Annotated in this window: 18 protein-coding genes; 9 read left to right on the top strand and 9 right to left on the bottom strand. The window is 65.0% G+C overall.

All coding sequences use genetic code 11. The features are described from left to right. Positions 1-158: 158 nt before the first annotated feature. Positions 159-4,595: a beta strand repeat-containing protein gene (locus CHB87_RS02355; protein WP_089406763.1), complete on the top strand. Its 4,437-nt coding sequence runs from the start codon at positions 159-161 to the stop codon at positions 4,593-4,595. Positions 4,596-4,798: 203 nt separating this feature from the next. Here the strand turns inward: CHB87_RS02355 and bamA are convergent, their stop codons facing one another. The 4 genes from bamA to CHB87_RS02335 form a co-directional block, all read right to left on the bottom strand. After that, positions 4,799-7,717 carry an outer membrane protein assembly factor BamA gene (gene bamA / locus CHB87_RS02350; protein WP_425432464.1) on the bottom strand — a complete coding sequence of 973 codons (2,919 nt, stop codon included), beginning with the start codon at positions 7,715-7,717 and terminating at the stop codon, positions 4,799-4,801. 341 nt (positions 7,718-8,058) lie between these two features. After that, positions 8,059-9,171 (bottom strand): PAS domain-containing protein, encoded by a 1,113-nt coding sequence (locus tag CHB87_RS02345; protein ID WP_142988172.1) that lies wholly within the window; start codon positions 9,169-9,171, stop codon positions 8,059-8,061. 71 nt (positions 9,172-9,242) lie between these two features. Beyond that, positions 9,243-9,587 carry a KH domain-containing protein gene (locus tag CHB87_RS02340; protein WP_217896997.1) on the bottom strand — a complete coding sequence of 115 codons (345 nt, stop codon included), beginning with the start codon at positions 9,585-9,587 and terminating at the stop codon, positions 9,243-9,245. Positions 9,588-9,812: 225 nt separating this feature from the next. Continuing rightward, positions 9,813-10,418: a TetR/AcrR family transcriptional regulator gene (locus CHB87_RS02335; protein ID WP_089406760.1), complete on the bottom strand. Its 606-nt coding sequence runs from the start codon at positions 10,416-10,418 to the stop codon at positions 9,813-9,815. A gap of 107 nt (positions 10,419-10,525) precedes the next feature. Here CHB87_RS02335 and CHB87_RS02330 point away from each other — a divergent pair, with 107 nt between their 5' ends. From CHB87_RS02330 to CHB87_RS02315, 4 genes are all read left to right on the top strand, one after another. Next, on the top strand, positions 10,526-11,128 hold the full coding sequence (locus CHB87_RS02330) for an FMN-dependent NADH-azoreductase (RefSeq protein ID WP_089407485.1): 603 nt from the start codon (positions 10,526-10,528) through the stop codon (positions 11,126-11,128). Positions 11,129-11,277: 149 nt separating this feature from the next. Next, a complete protein-coding gene (locus CHB87_RS02325) occupies positions 11,278-11,910 on the top strand; it encodes a TMEM175 family protein (RefSeq protein WP_089406759.1) in 633 nt (210 codons plus the stop codon). A 6-nt stretch (positions 11,911-11,916) separates the two neighbouring features. Then, positions 11,917-12,393 carry a YybH family protein gene (locus tag CHB87_RS02320; protein WP_142988171.1) on the top strand — a complete coding sequence of 159 codons (477 nt, stop codon included), beginning with the start codon at positions 11,917-11,919 and terminating at the stop codon, positions 12,391-12,393. 320 nt (positions 12,394-12,713) lie between these two features. After that, positions 12,714-13,670 carry an MBL fold metallo-hydrolase gene (locus CHB87_RS02315; RefSeq protein ID WP_089406758.1) on the top strand — a complete coding sequence of 319 codons (957 nt, stop codon included), beginning with the start codon at positions 12,714-12,716 and terminating at the stop codon, positions 13,668-13,670. Between the two features lie 132 nt (positions 13,671-13,802). On the opposite strand, the gene frr is transcribed toward CHB87_RS02315, so the two are convergent. Continuing rightward, positions 13,803-14,387 (bottom strand): ribosome recycling factor, encoded by a 585-nt coding sequence (gene frr / locus CHB87_RS02310; RefSeq protein ID WP_089406757.1) that lies wholly within the window; start codon positions 14,385-14,387, stop codon positions 13,803-13,805. A gap of 74 nt (positions 14,388-14,461) precedes the next feature. Beyond that, on the bottom strand, positions 14,462-14,758 hold the full coding sequence (locus CHB87_RS02305) for a hypothetical protein (RefSeq protein WP_089406756.1): 297 nt from the start codon (positions 14,756-14,758) through the stop codon (positions 14,462-14,464). A gap of 14 nt (positions 14,759-14,772) precedes the next feature. Here CHB87_RS02305 and CHB87_RS02300 point away from each other — a divergent pair, with 14 nt between their 5' ends. Further along, positions 14,773-14,976 (top strand): hypothetical protein, encoded by a 204-nt coding sequence (locus tag CHB87_RS02300; protein ID WP_089406755.1) that lies wholly within the window; start codon positions 14,773-14,775, stop codon positions 14,974-14,976. Between the two features lie 112 nt (positions 14,977-15,088). On the opposite strand, the gene CHB87_RS02295 is transcribed toward CHB87_RS02300, so the two are convergent. Both CHB87_RS02295 and CHB87_RS02290 read right to left on the bottom strand, forming a co-directional pair. Beyond that, complete coding sequence (locus CHB87_RS02295) at positions 15,089-15,550, bottom strand: rhodanese-like domain-containing protein (RefSeq protein WP_089406754.1); 462 nt, start codon at positions 15,548-15,550, stop codon at positions 15,089-15,091. A gap of 79 nt (positions 15,551-15,629) precedes the next feature. After that, on the bottom strand, positions 15,630-16,331 hold the full coding sequence (locus tag CHB87_RS02290; protein ID WP_089406753.1) for a lipid-binding SYLF domain-containing protein: 702 nt from the start codon (positions 16,329-16,331) through the stop codon (positions 15,630-15,632). Between the two features lie 241 nt (positions 16,332-16,572). On the opposite strand from CHB87_RS02290, the gene CHB87_RS02285 reads away from it, so the two are divergent. The 3 genes from CHB87_RS02285 to pal all read left to right on the top strand — a co-directional run bounded on the left by CHB87_RS02285 (position 16,573) and on the right by pal (position 18,431). After that, positions 16,573-16,872, top strand: a complete 300-nt coding sequence (locus tag CHB87_RS02285) for a hypothetical protein (protein ID WP_142988170.1) — start codon at positions 16,573-16,575, stop codon at positions 16,870-16,872. 102 nt (positions 16,873-16,974) lie between these two features. Further along, positions 16,975-17,610 (top strand): hypothetical protein, encoded by a 636-nt coding sequence (locus tag CHB87_RS02280; protein ID WP_089406751.1) that lies wholly within the window; start codon positions 16,975-16,977, stop codon positions 17,608-17,610. Between the two features lie 77 nt (positions 17,611-17,687). Then, positions 17,688-18,431 carry a peptidoglycan-associated lipoprotein Pal gene (pal, locus tag CHB87_RS02275; RefSeq protein WP_142988169.1) on the top strand — a complete coding sequence of 248 codons (744 nt, stop codon included), beginning with the start codon at positions 17,688-17,690 and terminating at the stop codon, positions 18,429-18,431. A gap of 104 nt (positions 18,432-18,535) precedes the next feature. Here pal and lipA read toward each other — a convergent pair whose 3' ends face one another. Further along, positions 18,536-19,447, bottom strand: coding sequence for a lipoyl synthase (gene lipA, locus CHB87_RS02270; RefSeq protein ID WP_089407483.1), 912 nt, complete (start codon positions 19,445-19,447; stop codon positions 18,536-18,538). Positions 19,448-19,500: the final 53 nt, after the last annotated feature.

Below are 19,500 nucleotides of genomic sequence, written 5' to 3'. Positions count from 1 at the left end.
CAAACAAAAGGGGAACCAACAAAAGCAAGTGCAACAGCAGATTCCCTTCAGGAATGACAACAAAAAAGCACATTCAACTCCCCACCTACCCCAGCCGATCAAGCAATTAGAAAAAGATAGTTGACTCTCGCCCGCGACCCCGGCAGGATCGTGTGAACATGTCTCAAATCTCGCGGCCTTCGAGCATCCTTCGCCGCCGTGCCTTCGGCTGCCTGCTGGCGCTCCTTTGCGTATGCAAGGCGCACGCCCAGCAGCCCGACCAGCGCCAGCGCACGAGCCGTTTTCTCCACGGCCGCGCCAATCCCGCACAGGCGTTGCAGGCAGCCCGTCGCGAGCACCTCGCCATGGCCGCGCAACCCCGCGCCGCCAGCCTCACCGCAGCCTGGACCAGCGTCGGCCCCGCGCAGGTCGCGACCGCCAGCTACGGGAGCGTCACGGGCCGCGTCACGTCGGTCGCGATCGACCCGGCCGACGCCACCGGCAACACCGTCTACCTGGGTACGACTGGCGGCGGCGTCTGGAAGTCCACCAATGCGGCGGGACCCGCGGCCTCGATCGTCTTTACCCCGCTGACGGATGTGCTGCCCGTCTTCAGCGCCAACGCGGGCGCGAGCGCCATTCCGTCGCTCAGCATCGGCGCCTTGGGGATCGCGAACGGCGTGCTGCTCGCCGGCACGGGCGATCCCAACGACGCGACCGACTCCTACTACGGCGGCGGCCTGCTGCGGTCGGTTGACGGTGGCGTGACCTGGACGCTCATCCAGGGCTCGCACGACGGCGTCGCCGGCAACCACAGCTTCGTCGGCCTCAGCTTCGCGGGCTTTGCCTTCTCGTCGGCGACGCCGTCGCTGGTCGTCGCGGCTCTCTCGCAGGCGGCGGAGGGCGATATCGTCAACGCCGCCGACCTCACCAACAGCGTCAAGGGCCTCTACTACTCGTCCGACGCGGGCGTGACCTGGCAGATGGCGACGGTTGAGGATGGTTCGCAGATCGTGCAGACGCCGCAGCTCGCAGGCCAGAATCAGGGCGGCAATGCGGCCACGGCGGTCGTGTGGAATCCGCTGCGGCAGCGCTTCTACGCGGCGATCCGCTACCACGGCTTCTACGAGTCGGTCGACGGCGCGACGTGGACGCGGCTCGCGCATCAGCCCGGCGCCGGACTGACGCTCGCCGCCTGCCCGACCAACGCGGGCGGCCTCGGCAGCTCGTCCTGCCCGCTCTTCCGCGCCGCGCTGGCGGTGCAGCCGGTCACGGGCGACACCTTCGCCCTGTCGGTGGACAACACGAACAAGGATCAGGGGCTTTGGCAGGATGTCTGCGCCGCCACGGGCGCCGCCTGCGCGACCAGCCCGATCCAGTTCGCCACGCAGCTCCCGTCCGCCGCGCTCGAGCAGGGAAGCGGCAGCACCGTCATCGCGCAGGCGGACTACGACCTCACGCTCGCGGCCATCCCGTCCGCCTCGGACACGCTCTTGTTTACCGGCACCATCGACCTCTTCCGATGCTCGATCGCCGCAGGCTGCGTGCAGCGCAACACAACCAACGCGCTGAACGGCTGCGCGGCCCCGGCGAAGGTCGCGCCCGCGCAGCACGCGGTGGCCGGGCTCGCCAGCGGGCTCGTGTATCTTGCGAACGACGGCGGCCTGTGGCGTTCGACCGATGGGGTCGGCCAGCTACAGGCGCCCTGCTCGGCCGACGACGCGAACCACTTCCAGAACCTCAACGGCGGCCTGGGCTCGCTGGCGGAGGTGGTCAGCTTCGCCCAGAACCCCGTCGACCCGACGCTGCTGCTCGCGGGGCTGGGGGCGAACGGAACCGCGGCCTCCACTGCCACGGTATGGCCGCAGCTTGCGGTGGGCGAGGGCGGCGCCGTCGCGATCGACCCAGCCAATCCATCGCTCTGGTACCTCTCGACCGCCGCCGGCGTCAGCATCGGGCGTTGTGCGAAGGGCAGCGCCTGCGCGGCGTCCGACTTCACCGGCCTGCCAGCCATCGGCGCGACCCAGACGGCCAACGACCTCTCCGAGATCGACGCGCCGTGGCTGCTCGACCCGGCCTTGACCTCGTCCGTCCTGATCGGCACCTGCCGGGCGTGGCGCGGCGCGGCGACTGGCGCGGGCTGGTCCTCGCTCGACCTCCTCGGCGCACCCTTCGGCGCGCCGGCTGCGACGGCCTGCGCCAGCAGCTCCCCGGTGGTGCGTTCGCTCGCCGCCGGCGGCCCGGTCAGCTCCGCGACGGCGATCCAGAACGCCGGCTCGCAGGTCCTCTACGCCGGGCTGGCAGGCACGGACGACGGCGGAAACACGAGCTTCGGCGGCCACCTCTTCGCGACCTTCGCCGGGGGCACGGCCACCAGCAGCACCGTCTGGACCGATCTCGCCAAGTCCACCGTCACGAACGATGCGGCGGACGCTGGCGTCTTCAACCCCGGCGGCTTCGACATCTCGTCCGTCACCGTGGACGCGCATGACCCCTCCGGCCAGACCGTCTACGCGACCGTGATGGGCTTTGCGGGCAACGGCGTCTCCGCGCCGCATCTCTACCGCTCGACCGACGGCGGCGCGCACTGGCTGAACATCTCCAGCAACCTGCCGAACGCCCCGGCGAATGCCGTCGTGGTCGACCCGAACGACGCGAACACGCTCTATGTCGCGCTCGACACCGGGCTCTACGTCACGTCCGCGGTCACGAGCTGCGCTTCGGCCAACTGCTGGAGCATCTACGGGACCGGCCTGCCGAACGCGCCGGTCGTGGGGCTCGCCGCCGCCGTCGCCATGCCCACCGGCGACGGCCGCACCGGCGAGCTTCGCGCCGCCACCTACGGGCGCGGCATCTGGCAGATCCCGCTGGTCACCGCCATCAGCCCCGCGGCCCCGGCCATGACGCTCTCGCCCACCGCGCTCACCTTCGCGACGGAGCCGGTCGGCACGGCCAGCGCAGCGCAGACCGTCACGGTTACAAATTCAGGAAACGCAGCATTGACGGTATCGAGCGTCACGACGACCGGCGATTTTAACCAGACGAACACGTGCCTCGCCGCCCCTATCGGGGCAGGAGCAAGCTGCACCGTGCAGGTCGTCTTTCTTCCGTCGGCGACGGGCGCGCGCAGCGGCGTGCTTACCGTCTACGGCAACGTCGCGGGCGGCCAGGCGACGGCCTCGCTCAACGGGATTGGTAAGACACCCGCCGCCGTCGTGCTTACCCCGGTTGCGCTCAGCTTCCCCAGCGCCATCGTCGGAGCCAGGAGTGCGGTGCAGAACATCGCCATCTCGAACACCGGCGGCGTGGCCTCCGCGATCGCCAGCATCGCAATCAGCGGGGACTTCGTCATCACAGCGAACACCTGTGGTGCGACGCTCGCCGCGGGAACCGGCTGCACCGTGTCCATCGTCTTCGCTCCCAGCGCCTCGGGCGTTCGGACGGGCACGCTCACCGTCGTCGACGACGTCGGAACCCAGACCGCCAGCCTCACCGGCACGGGCACAGCCCCGGCCACGGACGCTCTCGCGCCGCTCAGCCTCAGCTTTGCCCCGCAGGTGTTGAACACCGCCAGCGCCGCCCAGCAGGTCACCCTCACCAACTCCGGGGACGTCGCCCTGACGCTCATCGCCGCGTCCATCGCCAGCGGAGACTTCACCGCCGTCAACGGCTGCGGCGCCTCGCTGAACGCGCACTCCACGTGCGTCATCGCGGTGTCGTTCGTGCCGAAGTCGGTCGGGGCGCAGACAGGCGTGCTCACCGTCGCGGACCAGTTCCGCAGCCAGAGCGTCGCGCTCTCGGGCGCGGGCCTTGCGCCGGCCGGGGTATCGCTCTCGCCCGTCTCCGGCCTGACGTTCGCGAATACGCCCGTCGGCCAGACCTCCGCCGTCCAGACCGTTACCCTGACGAATAACGGCGGGGTCGCGCTCGCGATCTCCGGCGTGGCGGTGACGGGCGACTTCGTGTCTTCGGCCAGCACCTGCGGCAGCTCGCTCGCCGCCGGCGCCGCCTGCGCCCTGCAGGTAGCGTTCTCCCCCACCGTCGCGGGACCGCGTACGGGCACGCTCACCTTTACGGACTCGGCCGCCAGCTCGCCGCAGAGCCTCGCGCTCGCGGGCATCGGCATCGACTTCAGCCTGACTCCGAACGGGCCGACCACGGCGACGCTGGTCAGCGGCGCCACCGCGAGCTACGGGCTGCTGCTCAGCTCGGCCGCCGGAGTGCCCGGCACGGTCGCCTTCACCTGCACCGGCGCGCCCGCTCATGCGGCCTGCGCGGTCAGCCCGGCGGCGCCGTCGCTGGGCGGTACGACGACGATCACGGTCAACGTCGGCACCGGCCTCGCGAAGGCCTCGCCCGCGCCCCTGCCCTGGGGACGCCGCGCGGTGTGGCTCGCGCTGCTGCTGCCGCTGGCCCTGCTGCCGCGCCGCCGTCGCAGGTTCGCTGCTCTCTGCCTGCTGCTGGCGCTGGCCGGCTGCGGCGACGCGCGCAAGATACCGGCGACCAGCCTGCCCAGCGGCTCCACGCCGACTCCCTCGGGGACGTATAACCTCGTGGTCTCGGGCAGCGGCGGGGGCGTGACGAAGATGGTTGGGCTGACGCTGGTGGTGCAGTAAAGATGTGACAGATGCTCGGGTGCCCCATCCTTTCGGCTTCATCGAAAGGGTGGGACGTAGGCTGCTCGGACCTCGTACGTCCCACCCTTCGTTCGATGAGACAAAACGAAGGATGGGGCACCCTGACCTTCATCGCCTTTCGCGGACGCAAAAACGGGCGAAGCCTCTCGGCTTCGCCCGTCATTTTCAAATCAGCCCCCAGGTTAGAAGGTCGTGCTGACCGACAGCCGGAAGGTCTTTCTCGGTTCGCGCAACTGGTAGGCCGCGCCGTAATACTGCACTGCCTGCTGATAGCTGAACAGGCCCGCGCCCGTGGTGGGGAAGAGGTCGCGGAAGGTGGTCGTGCCGGCAGGAGCGTTGAGCGGAAGCGCAAGCTGTTGCGGCAGATCCTTGTACAGGCGCAGCGGGTTGTAGGCGTAGAAGAGCCGGAACGGCGCGTTGACGATCGGCAGAATGACCTGCAGCTCGGCGCCGCTCGACATGCGCGGCACATAGTTCGAGCCGGGCACGGTCTGCAGCGTCTTCGCGAAGGGCGCCGGATGGCCGTTCTGGCCGTCGAAGCTGACGCCGCCGAAGCACGATCCGTTCACGATCGTCGGGCAGCCGTAGAGCGGGCTCTCGACTGAAGAGTAGCCCGCGGCGGTCTGCTCGAGCTGGCTCTTCATCGTGTTGAAGGTCATGTTGAAGTCCGTAAAGAACGCGAACGTGACCTGGTTGACGATCGGGATGCGGTACTCGACGTTCGACGTGATGCTGGTGTCGCCACCGACCGAGACCAGGCGATAGAGCGGCAGGGGAATCTGCACATTGCCCAGCGTCGGGTTCGACGGGTCGCGCGGTACGAGCGAGCCGTCCGGGTTGGTCAGGTTGAAGAGCACGCGGTTCGGGATGAAGACGTAAGGCGACGCGGAGCGGATGTCGAAGCCGCGGATATCCGATTCGCCGCCGCCGTAGACGCGGCTGGTCGGCGGAGCCACTTCGCCGCCGAAGCCGTTCACGTGCGCGATCTGCACGCGGTATCCCAGCACGTTGTGGCCTTCGCGGTTCACGCGCAGACCCTTCATCGGGAAGAACTGGCGATAGCTCAACGCTGGCTGGATGTACTTGACGTTTCCGCCCGCGCCCGCGATCTGCACCGCGAGGTTGAAGTCCTTGCCGTTGTGCGGTCCGACGCCGCGATCCAGGCTCGAGAACGTGAAGCTGGGCGAGATCACCGAGTTCACGATGCCGTTCAACTGGTTCTGCCCGGCGACGCCCGAGCGGAAGGCCAGCGACTGGAAGACGTTGCGCGTGTTGTCATTGAAGGTCGAGATCGACGAGCGCGAGAGCGAGTACGACACACCCACGCGCGTGACGCCCGACCGCGCGAACAGGTGGCGGATCGGCCGGCTGACCGAGGTCGTGACGCCCTTGGTCGACTGGTTGTAGTTCGTCAACTGCGAGCTCTGCGCGGCCGAAAGGTTGGCGCTTGCGCCGCTTGCGCTGTAGCTCTTGGCCGGGTTGTAGTCGTACTTCGAGTCGAAGACCTGCACGCCGAGCGAGATCGGCTTGTTGCGCAGGTAGGGCTCGGTGAAGCCGAAGGTCAGGTTGCGCGACAGGTCGCCGATGTTGGCGACAACCGAGAGCGTCTCGCCCAGACCGAGGAAGTTGTTGGTCTCGTAGTTCAGACCGACGAACGAACCCGACAGACCGCTGACGCCGCCGTTCAGACCGATGGAGTTCTTACCCTTCTCCTTCAGCTTCAGCAGCAGGTCGACCGTGCCGTTGTCCGCGTCCAGCCGGTTCTCGGAGTCCTGCTCGACCTTCAGCGGCTCGAAGTAGCTGAGCTGGTTCAGGCGCAGAATCGAGAGATCCCACAGGCGCGAGTTGTAGACCTGGCCCTCTTCGAGCATCAGTTCGCGGCGGATGACCTTGTCGCGGGTGATGCTGTTGCCGGTGAACTCGATGCGCGAGACGTAGAACGGCTTGCCCTCGTCGATGTCGATGTCGAGGTAGATCAGGTGCTTGGCTTCGTCGAAGCGCGGTACGGGCGAGCCGACGAAGTTAATGTAACCCAGCTCGCCGTAGGCCTTGCGGAGCTGCTCCAGGCCCTTGCCGAAGACGGTCGTGTTGAACCATTCGCCGTCCTTCTGGGCGAACTGCGCGCGCAGTATGCGGAGGTTCGTTACGGCCTTGTTGCCCTTGAAGGTGATGCCGCCCAGGCGGTAGCGCTCGCCCTCTTCGACCGGCATCAGGATGTCGATGCGCTTACCCTTCGAAGGCTGCATGGTGAAGATGTTGATGCCGCCGGCGTCGCGCACCTTGGTGATGGGCTCGGCGGTCTGCGCCTTGAAGTAACCGCGATCGCGGTACGCGCCGCGGACGCGCTCGGCATCTTCGTCCAGCTTGCTGGCGTCGAAGGTGCGGGCGAAGAGATTCTCAAGGATGATCGAATGCGGAATGCCGATCGGCTTCAGGTTGCGCATGGAGGCGCGCAGCGTGCGGTCGCTCAGGTTGTCGTTGCCGTCGAAGACGATCTTGCCGACCTTGACGGTCGGGCCTTCCTTGATCCGGAAGGTGACGGCCACGGCGGCCGGCGGAATCGTCTTGACCTCGGTCTTGATGATGGCGAACTGGTGTCCGTGCTCGGAGAGCAGGTCACGCAGCGCGTTCTCGGCCTTCTTGATGCGGGTCGGGTCGTACTGGCTTTCGACCGTCAGACCGACCTTGGCCTTCTTGAACCGCTCCAGCACGTCCGACTGCGACACCGCGTTCAGGCCGGTGTAGTTGATCTCGCGGATGGTCGGCTTTTCCTGCACATAGATGACCATCTGCACGCAGGCGGGGGTATCCACGCGCTCGATGCGGATGTTCTCGAAGTAGCCGGTATTCCAGAGCGAGTTGAAATCGCGCTCGACGATCTGCGGGTCGTACAGGTCGCCCTGCCGGCTGAACAGGCGGGCGAGCACGGATTCCTTGGGAATCCGGCGATTACCGATCACCTGCGGCTGGCACAGAGCCTGGGCGTTGCCGTTATTGGTAAGGACGTCCTGCGCTGGGGCTGACTGCGCGAACACTGCCGGGGCCGACGCTATAAATGCAAGCGCGGTGGCGAGCGCATAACCGCTCACTCCATTTGCCATCCGAAGCAGGCCCCTGGGCCCGCTTGCCGACACGATCTGTTGCTTGAGCGAGCTTCCGCTCTCTCGGTTCACGGTAAAGATACGCACACCCTCACTGCCTTCAAAATCACGTCCCAAGCAACTGACTGGGGAAAGCTCGATTATATGGGAGCGGCCCCGCGGTTGCGAGTTCACCCCGATGTTCGTCTCGATCTTCCGGGGGCGACAAGGCCTGTCTTGCACTAACAACAGGGCACTCCCCCAGATTTTTCGCCTGCGTTACTCCGTTGGACGTCCCGCGCACAAAAACGCACCGGCCAATCCGGGGCAAATCGCACATGCCGCTTACCTTCTTCGGCAACTTAAAGCACGGGCAGAGACTCGGCGCGTACGCAGACCTCCCCGGCATCGGCCCCGGAGAGATGCTCGACCGCGATCGAGCTGACGGCCTCGATCTCGCCCGAGGGGTTGCGGACCGGGGTCAGGCTGAGCCGGAAGATCCGCACCGGCATCACCTCGTCGCAGAACATATCGCGAAACACGTAGTCGCGAATCGCCTCGCCGGCCGCCGCGCGGCGCAGCAGGGAGACGTACAGCGGATTGTGGAACGGCATGCTGGTGATGCGCCTGCCGGTCAGTTCGGCGGCTGTGCTGCCCATCCACTCCGCCTGCTTGCCGTTCAGCCGGAGGATCGTCAGGTCGTCGGCGCGGAACAGCGCCATGGCCGCCGGCGAGCTGCGGTAGATGGTATCCAGCTCCTCCCAGAACCGGAACATCTGCTGCTCGCGCCTTTCGCTGACCTCGCGCGCCAGCACCTTTTCGGTCACGTCGGAGGCCTGCACCATGATGCCGGAGGTCTTGCCGTTCTGCCCGACTACCGGGTGATAGATGAAGTCGAAGTGGCGATCGTCGTAGCCCAGCCCGTTGGGCCGGCGCAACCGTCCGGGAACCTCGATGCCGACATACGGAATCTGCGTCCGGAAGACCTCGTCGAGCAGGTGAAAGAAGGGCTGACCCTCCAGCTCCGGCAGCACGGCGCGCACCGTCTTGCCGAGGATCTCCTCTTTCGAGGTTCGCCCAATCAGTTCGACATAGGGCTGATTGATGAAGGTGAAGCGATGCTCCGGACCTGAAAGCATGACGAACGGCGTCGGCGCCTGCAGCAGGAATTGGTGAAATGCCAGCATGTTTCCGGTAAAGGGCAGGTGCGGCGCGGAGCTTTCGCTCTCCGGCTGGCCCTGCTCCAGACCCAGCGCGGCCATCTGCCGCAGGTCCAGTTCGAGCTCCACCCAGGCCCTCGGGCGGGTGGGCTGCGAGACGGTCAGAAGGGCCGCGGAGATCAGGTCGCACGTCGCGCGGTCGTCCAACCCGGCCGCGATCACGCGCTGCAGAAAGATATCCTCGTGGTCGAACGCAGTCAGGGTGCAGGCGCTGCGCGATCCCGGACTCGATGCGGCAGAGACTTCGGCGATCACCAGGAGACGTTCGTCAGTCGTTTGTTGAAAGCTGAGCCGAAGGTGCATGGGTGCGTCCTCAAAACGGTTGCTTACAGCATCGTCGCGGCCGGCCGTGCGGGAAAGCGGTCTTTGGGGTGCTGGTCGGTGGAGCGGATATCCAACTGAAAACGATGTCCGCGCTTGGTGCCGATGGCGTGCATCACGGCGCGCAGCGAGTCCGCGGTGCGGCCCTGCTTGCCGATCACCTTGCCCAGATCGCGCGGCCCGACGGTTACGACCAGCACCGTCTCGCGCGGAGTGGTCACGGGCTCCACCGTGGCGCGTTGGGGCTCTTCGACCAGCGCGCGGACGATGTCGAGCAGGGTGGCGGCGGAGGAGGCGATCATGGTTTCCTGCTGGCCTTCCACGACGGAGGGTTCAACTGAGTGCGGCATGCAAGCCTCTGGCGTCGCTCCGTGCGCGACTGGGTTGAATTTCAACGAGGTGCGAATGTATGCACGATCTTATGCCCAGAAATGCGGTCCGATCGAAATATTTTTTGATCGCAGATACACAGGCCGGTACGAGTCCCCTTTTGAAAAAAAACAGGCCGGTCGAGCGCCGTTGCGACGCAGCTTCCATTTGAACCGCAACATCCCGGAAGCCAGAGAATTTTGCCGCTACCCGCCCGACGCGCCCGCATGCAGCATCGGCGAGATCAGCCGGTCGAGCGCCTCGGCCATATGCTCGGCGGTGCATCGCTCCTCGGTCCGCACCCAGGTGTACGCCGCGCCATAGATCGCCCAGGCGATCGTCGCAGCCAGGGTCTTCGCGTCCACCGGATCGCGCGGCTCATGGCGATTCATGCCGCGAAGCAGAATCCCCTGCACGACCTCCACGATCGCCATCTGGATGCTGCCCTCCACCTGTCCGCCGCCTGCTGCGACGCCCACGCCAGGCATGTCGATCAGGAAGTCGCACACGCCCATCGCGATCGCCTTCAGCGCGCCGCCACAGTCGTTTACCTGCACATTCCGCCGGGCCATCAGCCCATGAAAGCGCGTTCCCACCATGCAGTTCAGCAGCGTGAACTTGTCCGGATAGTGAGAGTAGAAGGTCGCGCGATTCAGCCCGGCCTGCTCGGCGATCTCCTGAATCGAGATCTTGTCGAACTCCTTCTGCGTCAACAGTTGGGCCAGGGCATCGTGCAGCATCTGCCGCGACCGGCGTATGCGCGGGTCGAGCAGCGCATCCTTTCGACACTCGGATTCGCCCGCATCGTGCATAGGAAGAATTTTACGCGAACCGTTGCCTAAGCAACAGATGTCGTGTAGATATTAAGCAACAGATGTCGACTAAACGGCATATGTTTAAGATCGGCAAGGAGAGAACCATGAAGATCCTGCAACTCGATTCGAGCGTGACCGGCGCAAACTCGGTTTCGCGTCCCCTGACCAAGGCCGTCGCGGAGAAGCTGCTGGCGAAGCATCCCGGCGCAGAGCTGGCCTATCGCGACCTGGTCGATGAACCGTTGAGCCATTACACCGCCGTGCTGCGCGTGCATGGCGCCGACCTCGAGACCAAGACTCCGGCACAGTTGCAGGAGTTGAAGCTCGGCGAGGAGATTCTGGCCGAGTTCCTCGCCACCGACATCATCGTCATCGGCGCGCCACTGTACAACTTCAGCATCCCAAGCCAGTTGAAGGCGTGGATCGACCTGATCTGCGTCGCGGGCAAGACCTTCAGCTACAGCCCGGCCGGCGCGAAGGGCCTGTGCGGCGGCAAGCAGGTGGTGATCGTCTCGACCCGCGGAGCAATGTATGGCCCCGGCTCGCCGTATGAGGCCTTCGACTTCCAGGAGAAGTATTTGAAGACCGTGCTGGGATTCCTCGGCATTACGGATATCCAGGTCGTGCGGGCGGAAGGCATCGCGTACGGACCGGAGGCCAAGGAGAAGGCGCTCGCATCGGCGGCGGCGGAGATCGCGGCGCTGTAAGGCTTTCGTCCGCCTGCTATTTTCAACCTCACCCCCAGTGCCCGTCATCCTGAGCTTAGCGAAGGACCTGCGTTACGCTCCGCTCGGGATGACGAGGTAGGGGGCTCAGGCTGCGCGGGGATCGCCTCCGTGTATTCTGCTCTCTACTTATGTCTAAGACACGTCCATCGCCGGGCCGCCTGGAAGCCTTCTCGGACGGCGTACTCGCGGTCGTTATCACCATCATGGTGCTGGAGCTGAAGGTGCCGCACGAGAGCGGCTTCGCGGGCCTGCAGCCGATCCTGCCCATCCTGCTGGTGTACCTGCTCTCCTTCGCGGTGGCGGGCATCTACTGGATCAACCATCATGAGCTGGTGCATCGGTTGAAGGCCGTCGACGAGTTCATCCTGTACGCGAACCTGGGCTTTCTCTTCTGCATCTCGCTGATGCCGTTCTTCACGGACTACGTGCTGGAGAAGCACTTCGAACCCTTTTCGGTCATGCTCTACGGCATCTCGATGGTGGCGAACGGCCTGAGCTTCTGGGTGCTGCGCGTCGCGGTCAATCGCGTGCTGTGTCTGGAGGGCCAACTGATCGAAGAGGACATCGCGACCCAGCGCAAGCATATCTTCAGCCTCTTCGTGTACCTGATCGGCGTCCCGCTGGCGTACCGGTATCCGCGCTTCGCCATGGCCGATATCGCGCTGGTCACGGTCCTCTGGATCATCCCGACCTTTGGCGTGAAGCCGAACGACGCGCTCGCGCAACCGCACACGCACGACCACAACCCCGACCGCCGGTGACTGCCCATGCGCCTTCGCAAACGTGCCTCCCACGCCCTGCTGTTTGCCGTACTTGTGGTCCCGCCGGCGCGGCTGCCGGCGCAGGAGAAGCCCGACCAACTCCGCACGATGTCCCGGCAGGAGCTCGACGCGGTGAAGGTCGTGCTGGCGCAGGAGCGCGCATGGAACGCAGGAAATATCGAGGAGTACGCCAGCGCGTATAAGGATTCGCCCGATACGCTCTTCGTCGCGGATACGATCAGCCACGGCTACGCGGGCATCGTGCAGGACCTGCATCGCAACTTCCCGACCAAAGAGGCGATGGGCCAGGTGAGCTACACGGGGCTCGAGCCGCGCTCGGTCGACGAACGGGTGTCGGTGGTGGTGGGCCGGTATCACCTGGACCGGAGCAGGAAAGCCGGAGGGAATGCGGATGGCGTCTTCTCGTTGGTGATGGAAAAGACCGAGGCGGGATGGAAGATCGTCGTCGATCACCGGAACTAGGGGTGCTCTGATTAAGTCCGCAACCCATATCCCAGGGGCTAAAGCCCCACTGACTCTGCGGGGCTTATTGTCCGGGCTAAAGCCCGGACCTATCTTAATCAGAGGTTCCCTAGAGCGGACTTCGAACTCTGTAAATTGCCTGTCATCCTGAGCGAAGCGAAGGACCTGCGTCTTGCCCGAGGAGCCCATGCCGCTCCGGGCAAACAGCAGGTCCTTCGACTCCGCTGCGCTTCGCTCAGGATGACAAACATTTGTGCCCGGTTGCGCCCACAAATGCAGGACTTGCGACGAACCCAACCGCAGGCGGTATAACTGTTGGTATGAACCACAGCCAGATGCTTCACTCCAGCCGCCGCCAGTTTCTGCGGTCCGCCGGCCTTGCTGCCGCAGCCGCCAGCCTTGTTCCGCACAGCATCTTCGGCCAACAGGCCGACATGGTCGCGACGGCGCGCGCCGCCGCCGCCAACGCGAAGATCACGCTGACGCCGCTGCGCCGCAACGTCAGCCTGCTCTCCGGCTCCGGCGGCAACATCGCCGTGCTGAACGGACCGGACGGCAAGCTGCTGGTCGATGCGGGCTTTTCAAGCTCGCGCGCGCACATCGAGGCGGCGCTGAACACGCTCGATCGCCGGCCCATCCGCCACCTCATCGACACGCACTGGCACTTCGACCACACCGACGGCAACGAGTGGATGCACAAGGCCGGCGCGACCATCACGGCGCATAAGAACACGCTGACGCACCTGAGCCAGCCGACGACGATCGCGGCCTTCGCGTACACCTTCCAGCCGGCCCCGGCAGCCGCGCGGCCGACCGACATCGTCGCGGACGACTCTATCCTGCTGGCTAACGGCAGCACGGTGGTGCTGCACCACTACGACCCCGCCCACACGGACTCGGATCTCTCGGTCAACTTCATCGAGGCGGACGTCTTTCACTGCGGCGATACGTGGTTCAACGGCTTCTACCCGTTCATCGACTACTCGACCGGCGGCAGCATCGACGGCATGATCGCGGCGAGCAGCCTGAACCTGGCCAGGACGGCCTCGAGCACGATCATCATCCCCGGCCACGGACCTGTAGGGACGCGCGCGCAGTTGAAGGAGTTTCACGACATGCTGGCGACCGTTCGCGGGAACGTCGCAGCGCTGAAGGCAAAGGGCATGGCGCTCGACGCCGCGATCGCCGCGAAGCCGACCGCGGCCTTCGACGCCAAGTGGGGCGGCGGCTCGCGCAAGCCGGATGACTTTGTGGGGCTGGTGTATCAGGGCGTGTAGAAGCAAGTCTGTGTCGTTGGCAAGCACCCGCCCAAACTGCGTTCAGGATGACGAACAGTTTGGGCGCGGTATACAAAACAGAACGGCGACAGCCGAAGCTATCGCCGCCTTGAACTGTCGACCCGAGAGGCGTCAGATCGTCAGCAGTTCTTTTTCCTTGGCTTTGAACAGATCGTCCAGACGCTTGATCTCGGCGTCGGTCAGTTGCTGGATCTCTTCGTTGGCGCGCTTCTCGTCGTCGGCGGAGATGAGCTTGTCCTTGGCGGCCTTCTTCACCTGCTCGTTGCCCTCGCGGCGGATGTTGCGCATGCTGGTCTTGTGGCCTTCGAGCACGCCCGAGAGGTGTTTGACGGCCTCCTTGCGGCGCTCCTCCGTCATCGCCGGGATCGGCACGCGGATGACGCGGCCATCGTGCGACGGGTTGAAGCCCTGGCCGCAGGTCCGGATCGCCTTTTCGATGGCGCCGACCAGCGAGATCTCCCACGGCTGCACCAGGATCAACTGCGCCTCGGGCGTCGTCACCTGGGCGACCTGCGCGACCGGCGTATCCGTGCCGTAGTAGTCGACCTTCACCTGGTCGAGCATGTGGACGCTCGCACGACCGGTGCGGGCCGAAAGCAGGTTCGCCCGAAAGTCCTCGACGGTCTTCTCAAACCGCGCCTTCAACTGGCTGTGTACGTCCTTCAAAGGCGGGATATTTCCCATAAACGATGCCATACTCTACGTCCTTGTGCGCGGGTGCGCCTCACCGATTCTATCGGAAACTGTAGCCGCCATGCGGGCTGTCTGGCCTATGCGGTCTCTTCTCCGGATGGCTCGGTGGACGCTTCGGCGTTCTCGTCCACCGGCCCGAAGCCCAGCCCGCGTACGCCCTTCTTTTTCTTCTTCGCCGGATAGACCTTCGGCGGAGGCGGCGGGGCGAGCGCGGCCTCGACCTCGGCCTCCATCGCGCGCCAGTACTTCGCGTCGGCCGGGCGGGCGGAGGAGACGGTCTGGCGCATGCGGCAGTACCAGAGCGACCACTCCAGCTCCTTCGCATTTTTGTTGTCGATCGCGGTCTGAACGCGGCGTACTTCGGAGGGCAGCATGGATTTGATTCTAGTTGACATGGACCGAAGACGGCTTCTACCTCGACCGTATGGTGATCTCACTCACACCCGAACAGGAGGCGCGCCTGGTCCAGGCCGCGCAAGCCGACGGCATCAGCCCGGAGAGCCTGGTCGCGGACATCGTCCTTGAAGCGCTCGACTTTGAGGATGAGGAAGAAGAGGCCGTCCTCGTGGAGCGCCGGCGTCAGTTCGATTAGGGAGTTTTTATCGCGCACGACGAGGTGAAACGTCGTATCCAGCAGATGATGCGGCGATAATGAAGATCCGCTGGCTTCCTGTGGCTGTAGAAGATCTGGAGAATATCCATCGCTATGTGCTTACTTCAGGCTGTGGCGTGTCCAGATGGAACGACTTATCGTAAGGCTGAACCGGAAAGCCCTCGGCCTTCCATCCGGCCAGGCCGCCGCGCAGGATGCGGATGTCTTGAAACTCCATCTCCTTGGCGCGCTGCAGCACCTTGCGGCTGGTGTCATCGCCCGGACAGGTGCAGTAGACCACCATCGGCCGGTCGCGCGGCAGGATCGCCCGGCCTTCGAGGATATCCTTCGGCGCGATGCGCGTCGCGCCGGGAATCATCTCCGGGTAGGCCAGCAGGTCGAGCGGCTGGCGCACATCGATCAGCAGTAGGCTGGCGTCCTGCGCCAACTCCGCATGCAGGGCCGAAGCGGCGATCGTCTGGGCCTCGAGCACCCGACGGCGATGCCTGCGCAGCCGCGCGTAGGCCAGAATCACGAGGCAGAGAAGAGCGGCGCCAGAGGTCGCCAGAAGCATCAGTCACCTCCATGCAACGAGGCGGGCCGTTTGAGTCCGGCCCGCCCGTTTACAAGTAAGATGCGCGTCGCGGCGAAAGTTATTTGCCTTCGTTCGCCTTTCCGCGGCGGAACATCTGGTTCACCGTCGCGAGAAAGTGAACGGCCGATGCGGGGGGAACGACTTCGCCGGCCAGAACCTTCTGGTACGGAATGTCCTTGCCGTAGTACGCCATGGTGTCGTCGCCGTTCTGGTGGACGACGTCGCCGGTCAGGTCGACGCCGGCAAACAGGCCCTTCGAGCGCGAGTAGGTGAGGAACTCGGCGTTCGCCAGCTCGGTGGTGGAGGCCTGCGAGTTGCGTCCCACGGGGCCGGCCGAGGCCGCGATGTCGCCGCCCAGCTTGACCTTATCCTTCAACAGGTCGTCCATGCTGCGGCGGTTGATGCCGACGATGACCAGATCGGTCGACTGGCCGCCGGCCTGTAAGCCAAAGCTAGCTCCTGTCAGTTGGATAAAGACCGGGGCGCTCCAGCCATGTCCGGTGCGGCAGGTCGCCACGCCCTGGCCATACTGTCCGCCGATGAGGAAGGCGCCCTTCTTGAAGCCGGGAACGACGGCCACGCACTGGGCCTTGGCGGCGATATCCAGCGGCACATTCTTATCCGGCGTCGCCATCAGCTCATGCAGCACGGCGTGCGCCGCCTGAATGCGTCCGTCCAACTTCGCCTTATCGGGCCCTTCGGCCACTGCAACCGCGCTCAGACTTACTGCAACCAATGCACCGGCAATCAGACTCTTCATGTTTCCCACCCTCGTCCCACATATTTTGTAAATGCTCAACCCTCTATGAGGGTGCGGAAGCGGAAGAATGGTTGCATTGAGGCTTGAAGTTTCAAGAAGACGATTTGCCGGTGGGAGTACAATTTACAGGCACGGGCGCCCGGAACACAGTCCGCCGGCGCAGGGGCGAACTTCAATGTCAACGCATGGGAAAGCGCGCTCGACCTGGCAATCGACAGCATGGCTGTTGATCTTTCTCTGCGTGTCCCTGGTTGCGTGGCGGCTCGGCGCGCGTGTGGACCAGTATCGTCCGACGCCTGCGGGACGTTCGCAGTCCGTCAGCTTCTTCGACGCCAACGAAGGCAATGTCGCTTTGCTCGACGAGGCGGGACGACCCTCGCGCGCAGGCGATGAGACGTGCGACCGGCTCTTCCTCGCCCTGCCGGTGGAGTCGCCGGGCTGGCCGGCTCGCGTCTCCCGGCAGGACGAACCTCTGTTGCCTTCGCTCAACGTGCAGCCCGTCTCGCTGTTTTCGAACCCTCCCCCTCTCTCCCTCGCATAACGACACAACCCTGCGGAATGCAGTCCGTTCCGCACGCGCCTGCCAATCTGGCGGGCGAAGCGCCGTCTCGTACACGGCAAACCCCCGAGGGAGGGTCTTTCCATGGATACTCTGCTGTTGTTCTTCGTGCTCTGCGTGGTCTCGGTTTCGATGGAGAGCTTCGTCCCGGCGACGAAGCGTAACGTTGTCCTGCTTGCGTTCGGCGGGTGCCTTTGTCTCGGGCCGATCTGCCTGCCAGCGGGTGCGCAGGAGGTGATTCATACGCGCACCGGCCAGGTGACGGCCGTGAATGCCAGGGACAAGACCCTGACGCTGAAGGTGGCCGACGGTTCCACGATCGTCTTCCACGAGGTCGCCTCGCCCGAGCCGGCTTTGTCCTTCGCGAAGCCGTTGCGCGATAAGACCGTTCCGGTCGCGGGCTTCAGCAACGTGGGCTCGAATGTCGCCGTCTTCTACTTCGGCTTCGACCGGCCGACGGCGGTTGCGATCAAGGACTTCGGTCCGGATCCGGTGAAGAGGACCGCCGGCACGGTCGAGGGCTTCGACCACCACAAACACAGCCTCACCCTGAAGACGGAGACGCCCGCACCGGAGCAGGTCATGCTGACCGAGGACACCATCGTCGATACCGACAACGGCGTCGTCAAGCTGTCGGACTATAAGCCATCGAAGGGCGAGCGTCTTCGCTGCGTGACCAGGGCGCAGTCCGAGACTGCGTTGCTGGTTACCCCGCAATAGGTCGATCGCGCCTGGCAGACTCTCTCCGCGCCCCGAGCGAAAAACGATCCGCACCACGAACCATAAGGAGATCTAACTTGAACACCGAACATTCCCGGAAACGGTTGATTGCGGTTGCCCTCACTGCCATGCTTGCCCTCGCGGGATGCCATAAGAAAGCCGTCCCGCCGCCACCTCCACCACCTCCGCCGCCGCCCGTGCCGACGGCCAGCATCACGGCTTCTCCGGTTGCCATTCTGAGCGGACAGACCACGACGCTGACCTGGACGACCTCGAACGCCACACAGGTCACCATCTCCGGCCTGGGCACGGTTGCCGCAACCGGCTCGCGCAGCGTCGCTCCCAGCCGGTCGACCGACTACACCGTCACGGCGTCGGGCGCGGCGGGAGCGTCGGTGCAGGCCAGCACACGCGTCACCGTGACCCAGCCACCTCCGCCGCCCGCTCCCACGGCGCCGCCGACGATGAGCGAGGAGGAGTTCTTCGCGCAGCATGTGAAGGACATCTACTTCAACTACGATCGGTTCGATCTGCGCGCCGAGGATAAGCCTGCCGTGGAGCAGGACGTAGCGTTCCTGCAGAGCCATCCGCGGATGAAGATCCTCATTGAAGGGCACTGCGACGATCGAGGCTCGGAGGAGTACAACCTCGCGCTGGGACAGAGCCGCGCGGAATCGTTGAAGAAGGAGCTGATCGCCCAGGGGCTGGACGCCAGCCGGATCAAGGTCGTCAGCTTCGGTTCGGAGAAGCCGTTCTGCACCGAGGACAACGACGCATGCTGGCAGCAGAACCGGCGCGATCATCTGAAGCTGGATCGCTAGACAAAACGTGCGGGTGGCGGGCAGAGTGTAGGATCGGCTGCCCGCCACCCGCATGGCGTTCAGGGCAAATTTCGCGCTGGAAGCATGCCGGGATGAGATCCGATCTAGACCAGCCCGGTCGACTGCGCCTGCTCGTGCGCGTGGTAGCTGGAGCGCACCAGCGGGCCGCTCTCCACATGCTTGAAGCCCATCGCCAGCGCCTCATGCTTCAGGAACTCGAACTCGTCCGGCGTGTAGAACCGCGTCATGACGAGGTGGTCTTTGGATGGACGCAGGTACTGGCCGATGGTCAGGATGTCGACCTTGCGGTCGGCCAGGTCCCGGAAGACGGCGAGCAGCTCATGCATCTCCTCGCCCATGCCGACGATGATGCCGGTCTTGGTCACCTGCTCGGGGTTCAACTCCTTGACGCCGGCCAGGAAGGCGAGCGAACGCGGGTACTTGCCGCCGGACTTCGCCACGCGGTAGAGCCGCGGAACCGTCTCGATGTTGTGGTTCAGAATCTCGGGCTTCGCGTCGACCACCATCTGGAGCGGTATGGCCTGCCCCTGGAAGTCGGGCGTCAGCACCTCGATCCGGCAGCCGGGCGCCTGCAGGCGGATTTCGCGGATCACCTCGACGAAGGCGCGTGCGGCGCCGACGTTGTCGTCGTCGCGGTTGACCGAGGTGACGACCGCGTGCGCCAGGCCAAGCTGCGCCACGGCATAGGCCACGCGGCGAGGCTCGTCATGGTCGATCGGTTCGGGCTTGCCCTTGGGCACGGCGCAGAAGCCGCAGCGCCGCGTACACAGGTTGCCGAGCATCATGAAAGTCGCGGCCTTCTGATTCCAGCACTCGCCGATGTTCGGGCACTGCGCGCTTTCGCAGACGGTGTGCAGGTTCAGGTCGCGGGCGAGCTTCTTGAGCGCGTGGAAGGTCTCGCCGCCGGGCGCCTTGGCCTTCAGCCACTCCGGTTTGCGGACTGGCTTCTTCGGCGCCAGGTCGATTTGTATAAGTTCCAACACGTCCTGCGGCATTTTGGTTGTCATCCTTCGCGATAGCGGAGGATCTGCTTTCCTCCGTCCCGCCA

This window comes from Granulicella rosea (genome assembly GCF_900188085.1).
Classification (GTDB): domain Bacteria; phylum Acidobacteriota; class Terriglobia; order Terriglobales; family Acidobacteriaceae; genus Edaphobacter; species Edaphobacter rosea.
Note: the sequence above shows the minus strand (reverse complement) of the source record. Positions and strands in the feature narration are given on the sequence as shown.

Coding starts and splice junctions, on each gene's coding strand:
- CHB87_RS02335 (WP_089406760.1), bottom strand. CDS start 10,418: ATGCACGATGCGGGCGAATCCGAGTGTCGAAAGGATGCGCTGCTCGAC.
- bamA (WP_425432464.1), bottom strand. CDS start 7,717: ATGGCAAATGGAGTGAGCGGTTATGCGCTCGCCACCGCGCTTGCATTT.
- CHB87_RS02325 (WP_089406759.1), top strand. CDS start 11,278: ATGTCTAAGACACGTCCATCGCCGGGCCGCCTGGAAGCCTTCTCGGAC.
- CHB87_RS02305 (WP_089406756.1), bottom strand. CDS start 14,758: ATGCTGCCCTCCGAAGTACGCCGCGTTCAGACCGCGATCGACAACAAA.
- CHB87_RS02330 (WP_089407485.1), top strand. CDS start 10,526: ATGAAGATCCTGCAACTCGATTCGAGCGTGACCGGCGCAAACTCGGTT.
- CHB87_RS02355 (WP_089406763.1), top strand. CDS start 159: ATGTCTCAAATCTCGCGGCCTTCGAGCATCCTTCGCCGCCGTGCCTTC.
- CHB87_RS02320 (WP_142988171.1), top strand. CDS start 11,917: ATGCGCCTTCGCAAACGTGCCTCCCACGCCCTGCTGTTTGCCGTACTT.
- CHB87_RS02290 (WP_089406753.1), bottom strand. CDS start 16,331: ATGAAGAGTCTGATTGCCGGTGCATTGGTTGCAGTAAGTCTGAGCGCG.
- CHB87_RS02340 (WP_217896997.1), bottom strand. CDS start 9,587: ATGCCGCACTCAGTTGAACCCTCCGTCGTGGAAGGCCAGCAGGAAACC.
- CHB87_RS02295 (WP_089406754.1), bottom strand. CDS start 15,550: ATGCTTCTGGCGACCTCTGGCGCCGCTCTTCTCTGCCTCGTGATTCTG.
- CHB87_RS02280 (WP_089406751.1), top strand. CDS start 16,975: ATGGATACTCTGCTGTTGTTCTTCGTGCTCTGCGTGGTCTCGGTTTCG.
- frr (WP_089406757.1), bottom strand. CDS start 14,387: ATGGCATCGTTTATGGGAAATATCCCGCCTTTGAAGGACGTACACAGC.
- lipA (WP_089407483.1), bottom strand. CDS start 19,447: ATGCCGCAGGACGTGTTGGAACTTATACAAATCGACCTGGCGCCGAAG.
- CHB87_RS02315 (WP_089406758.1), top strand. CDS start 12,714: ATGAACCACAGCCAGATGCTTCACTCCAGCCGCCGCCAGTTTCTGCGG.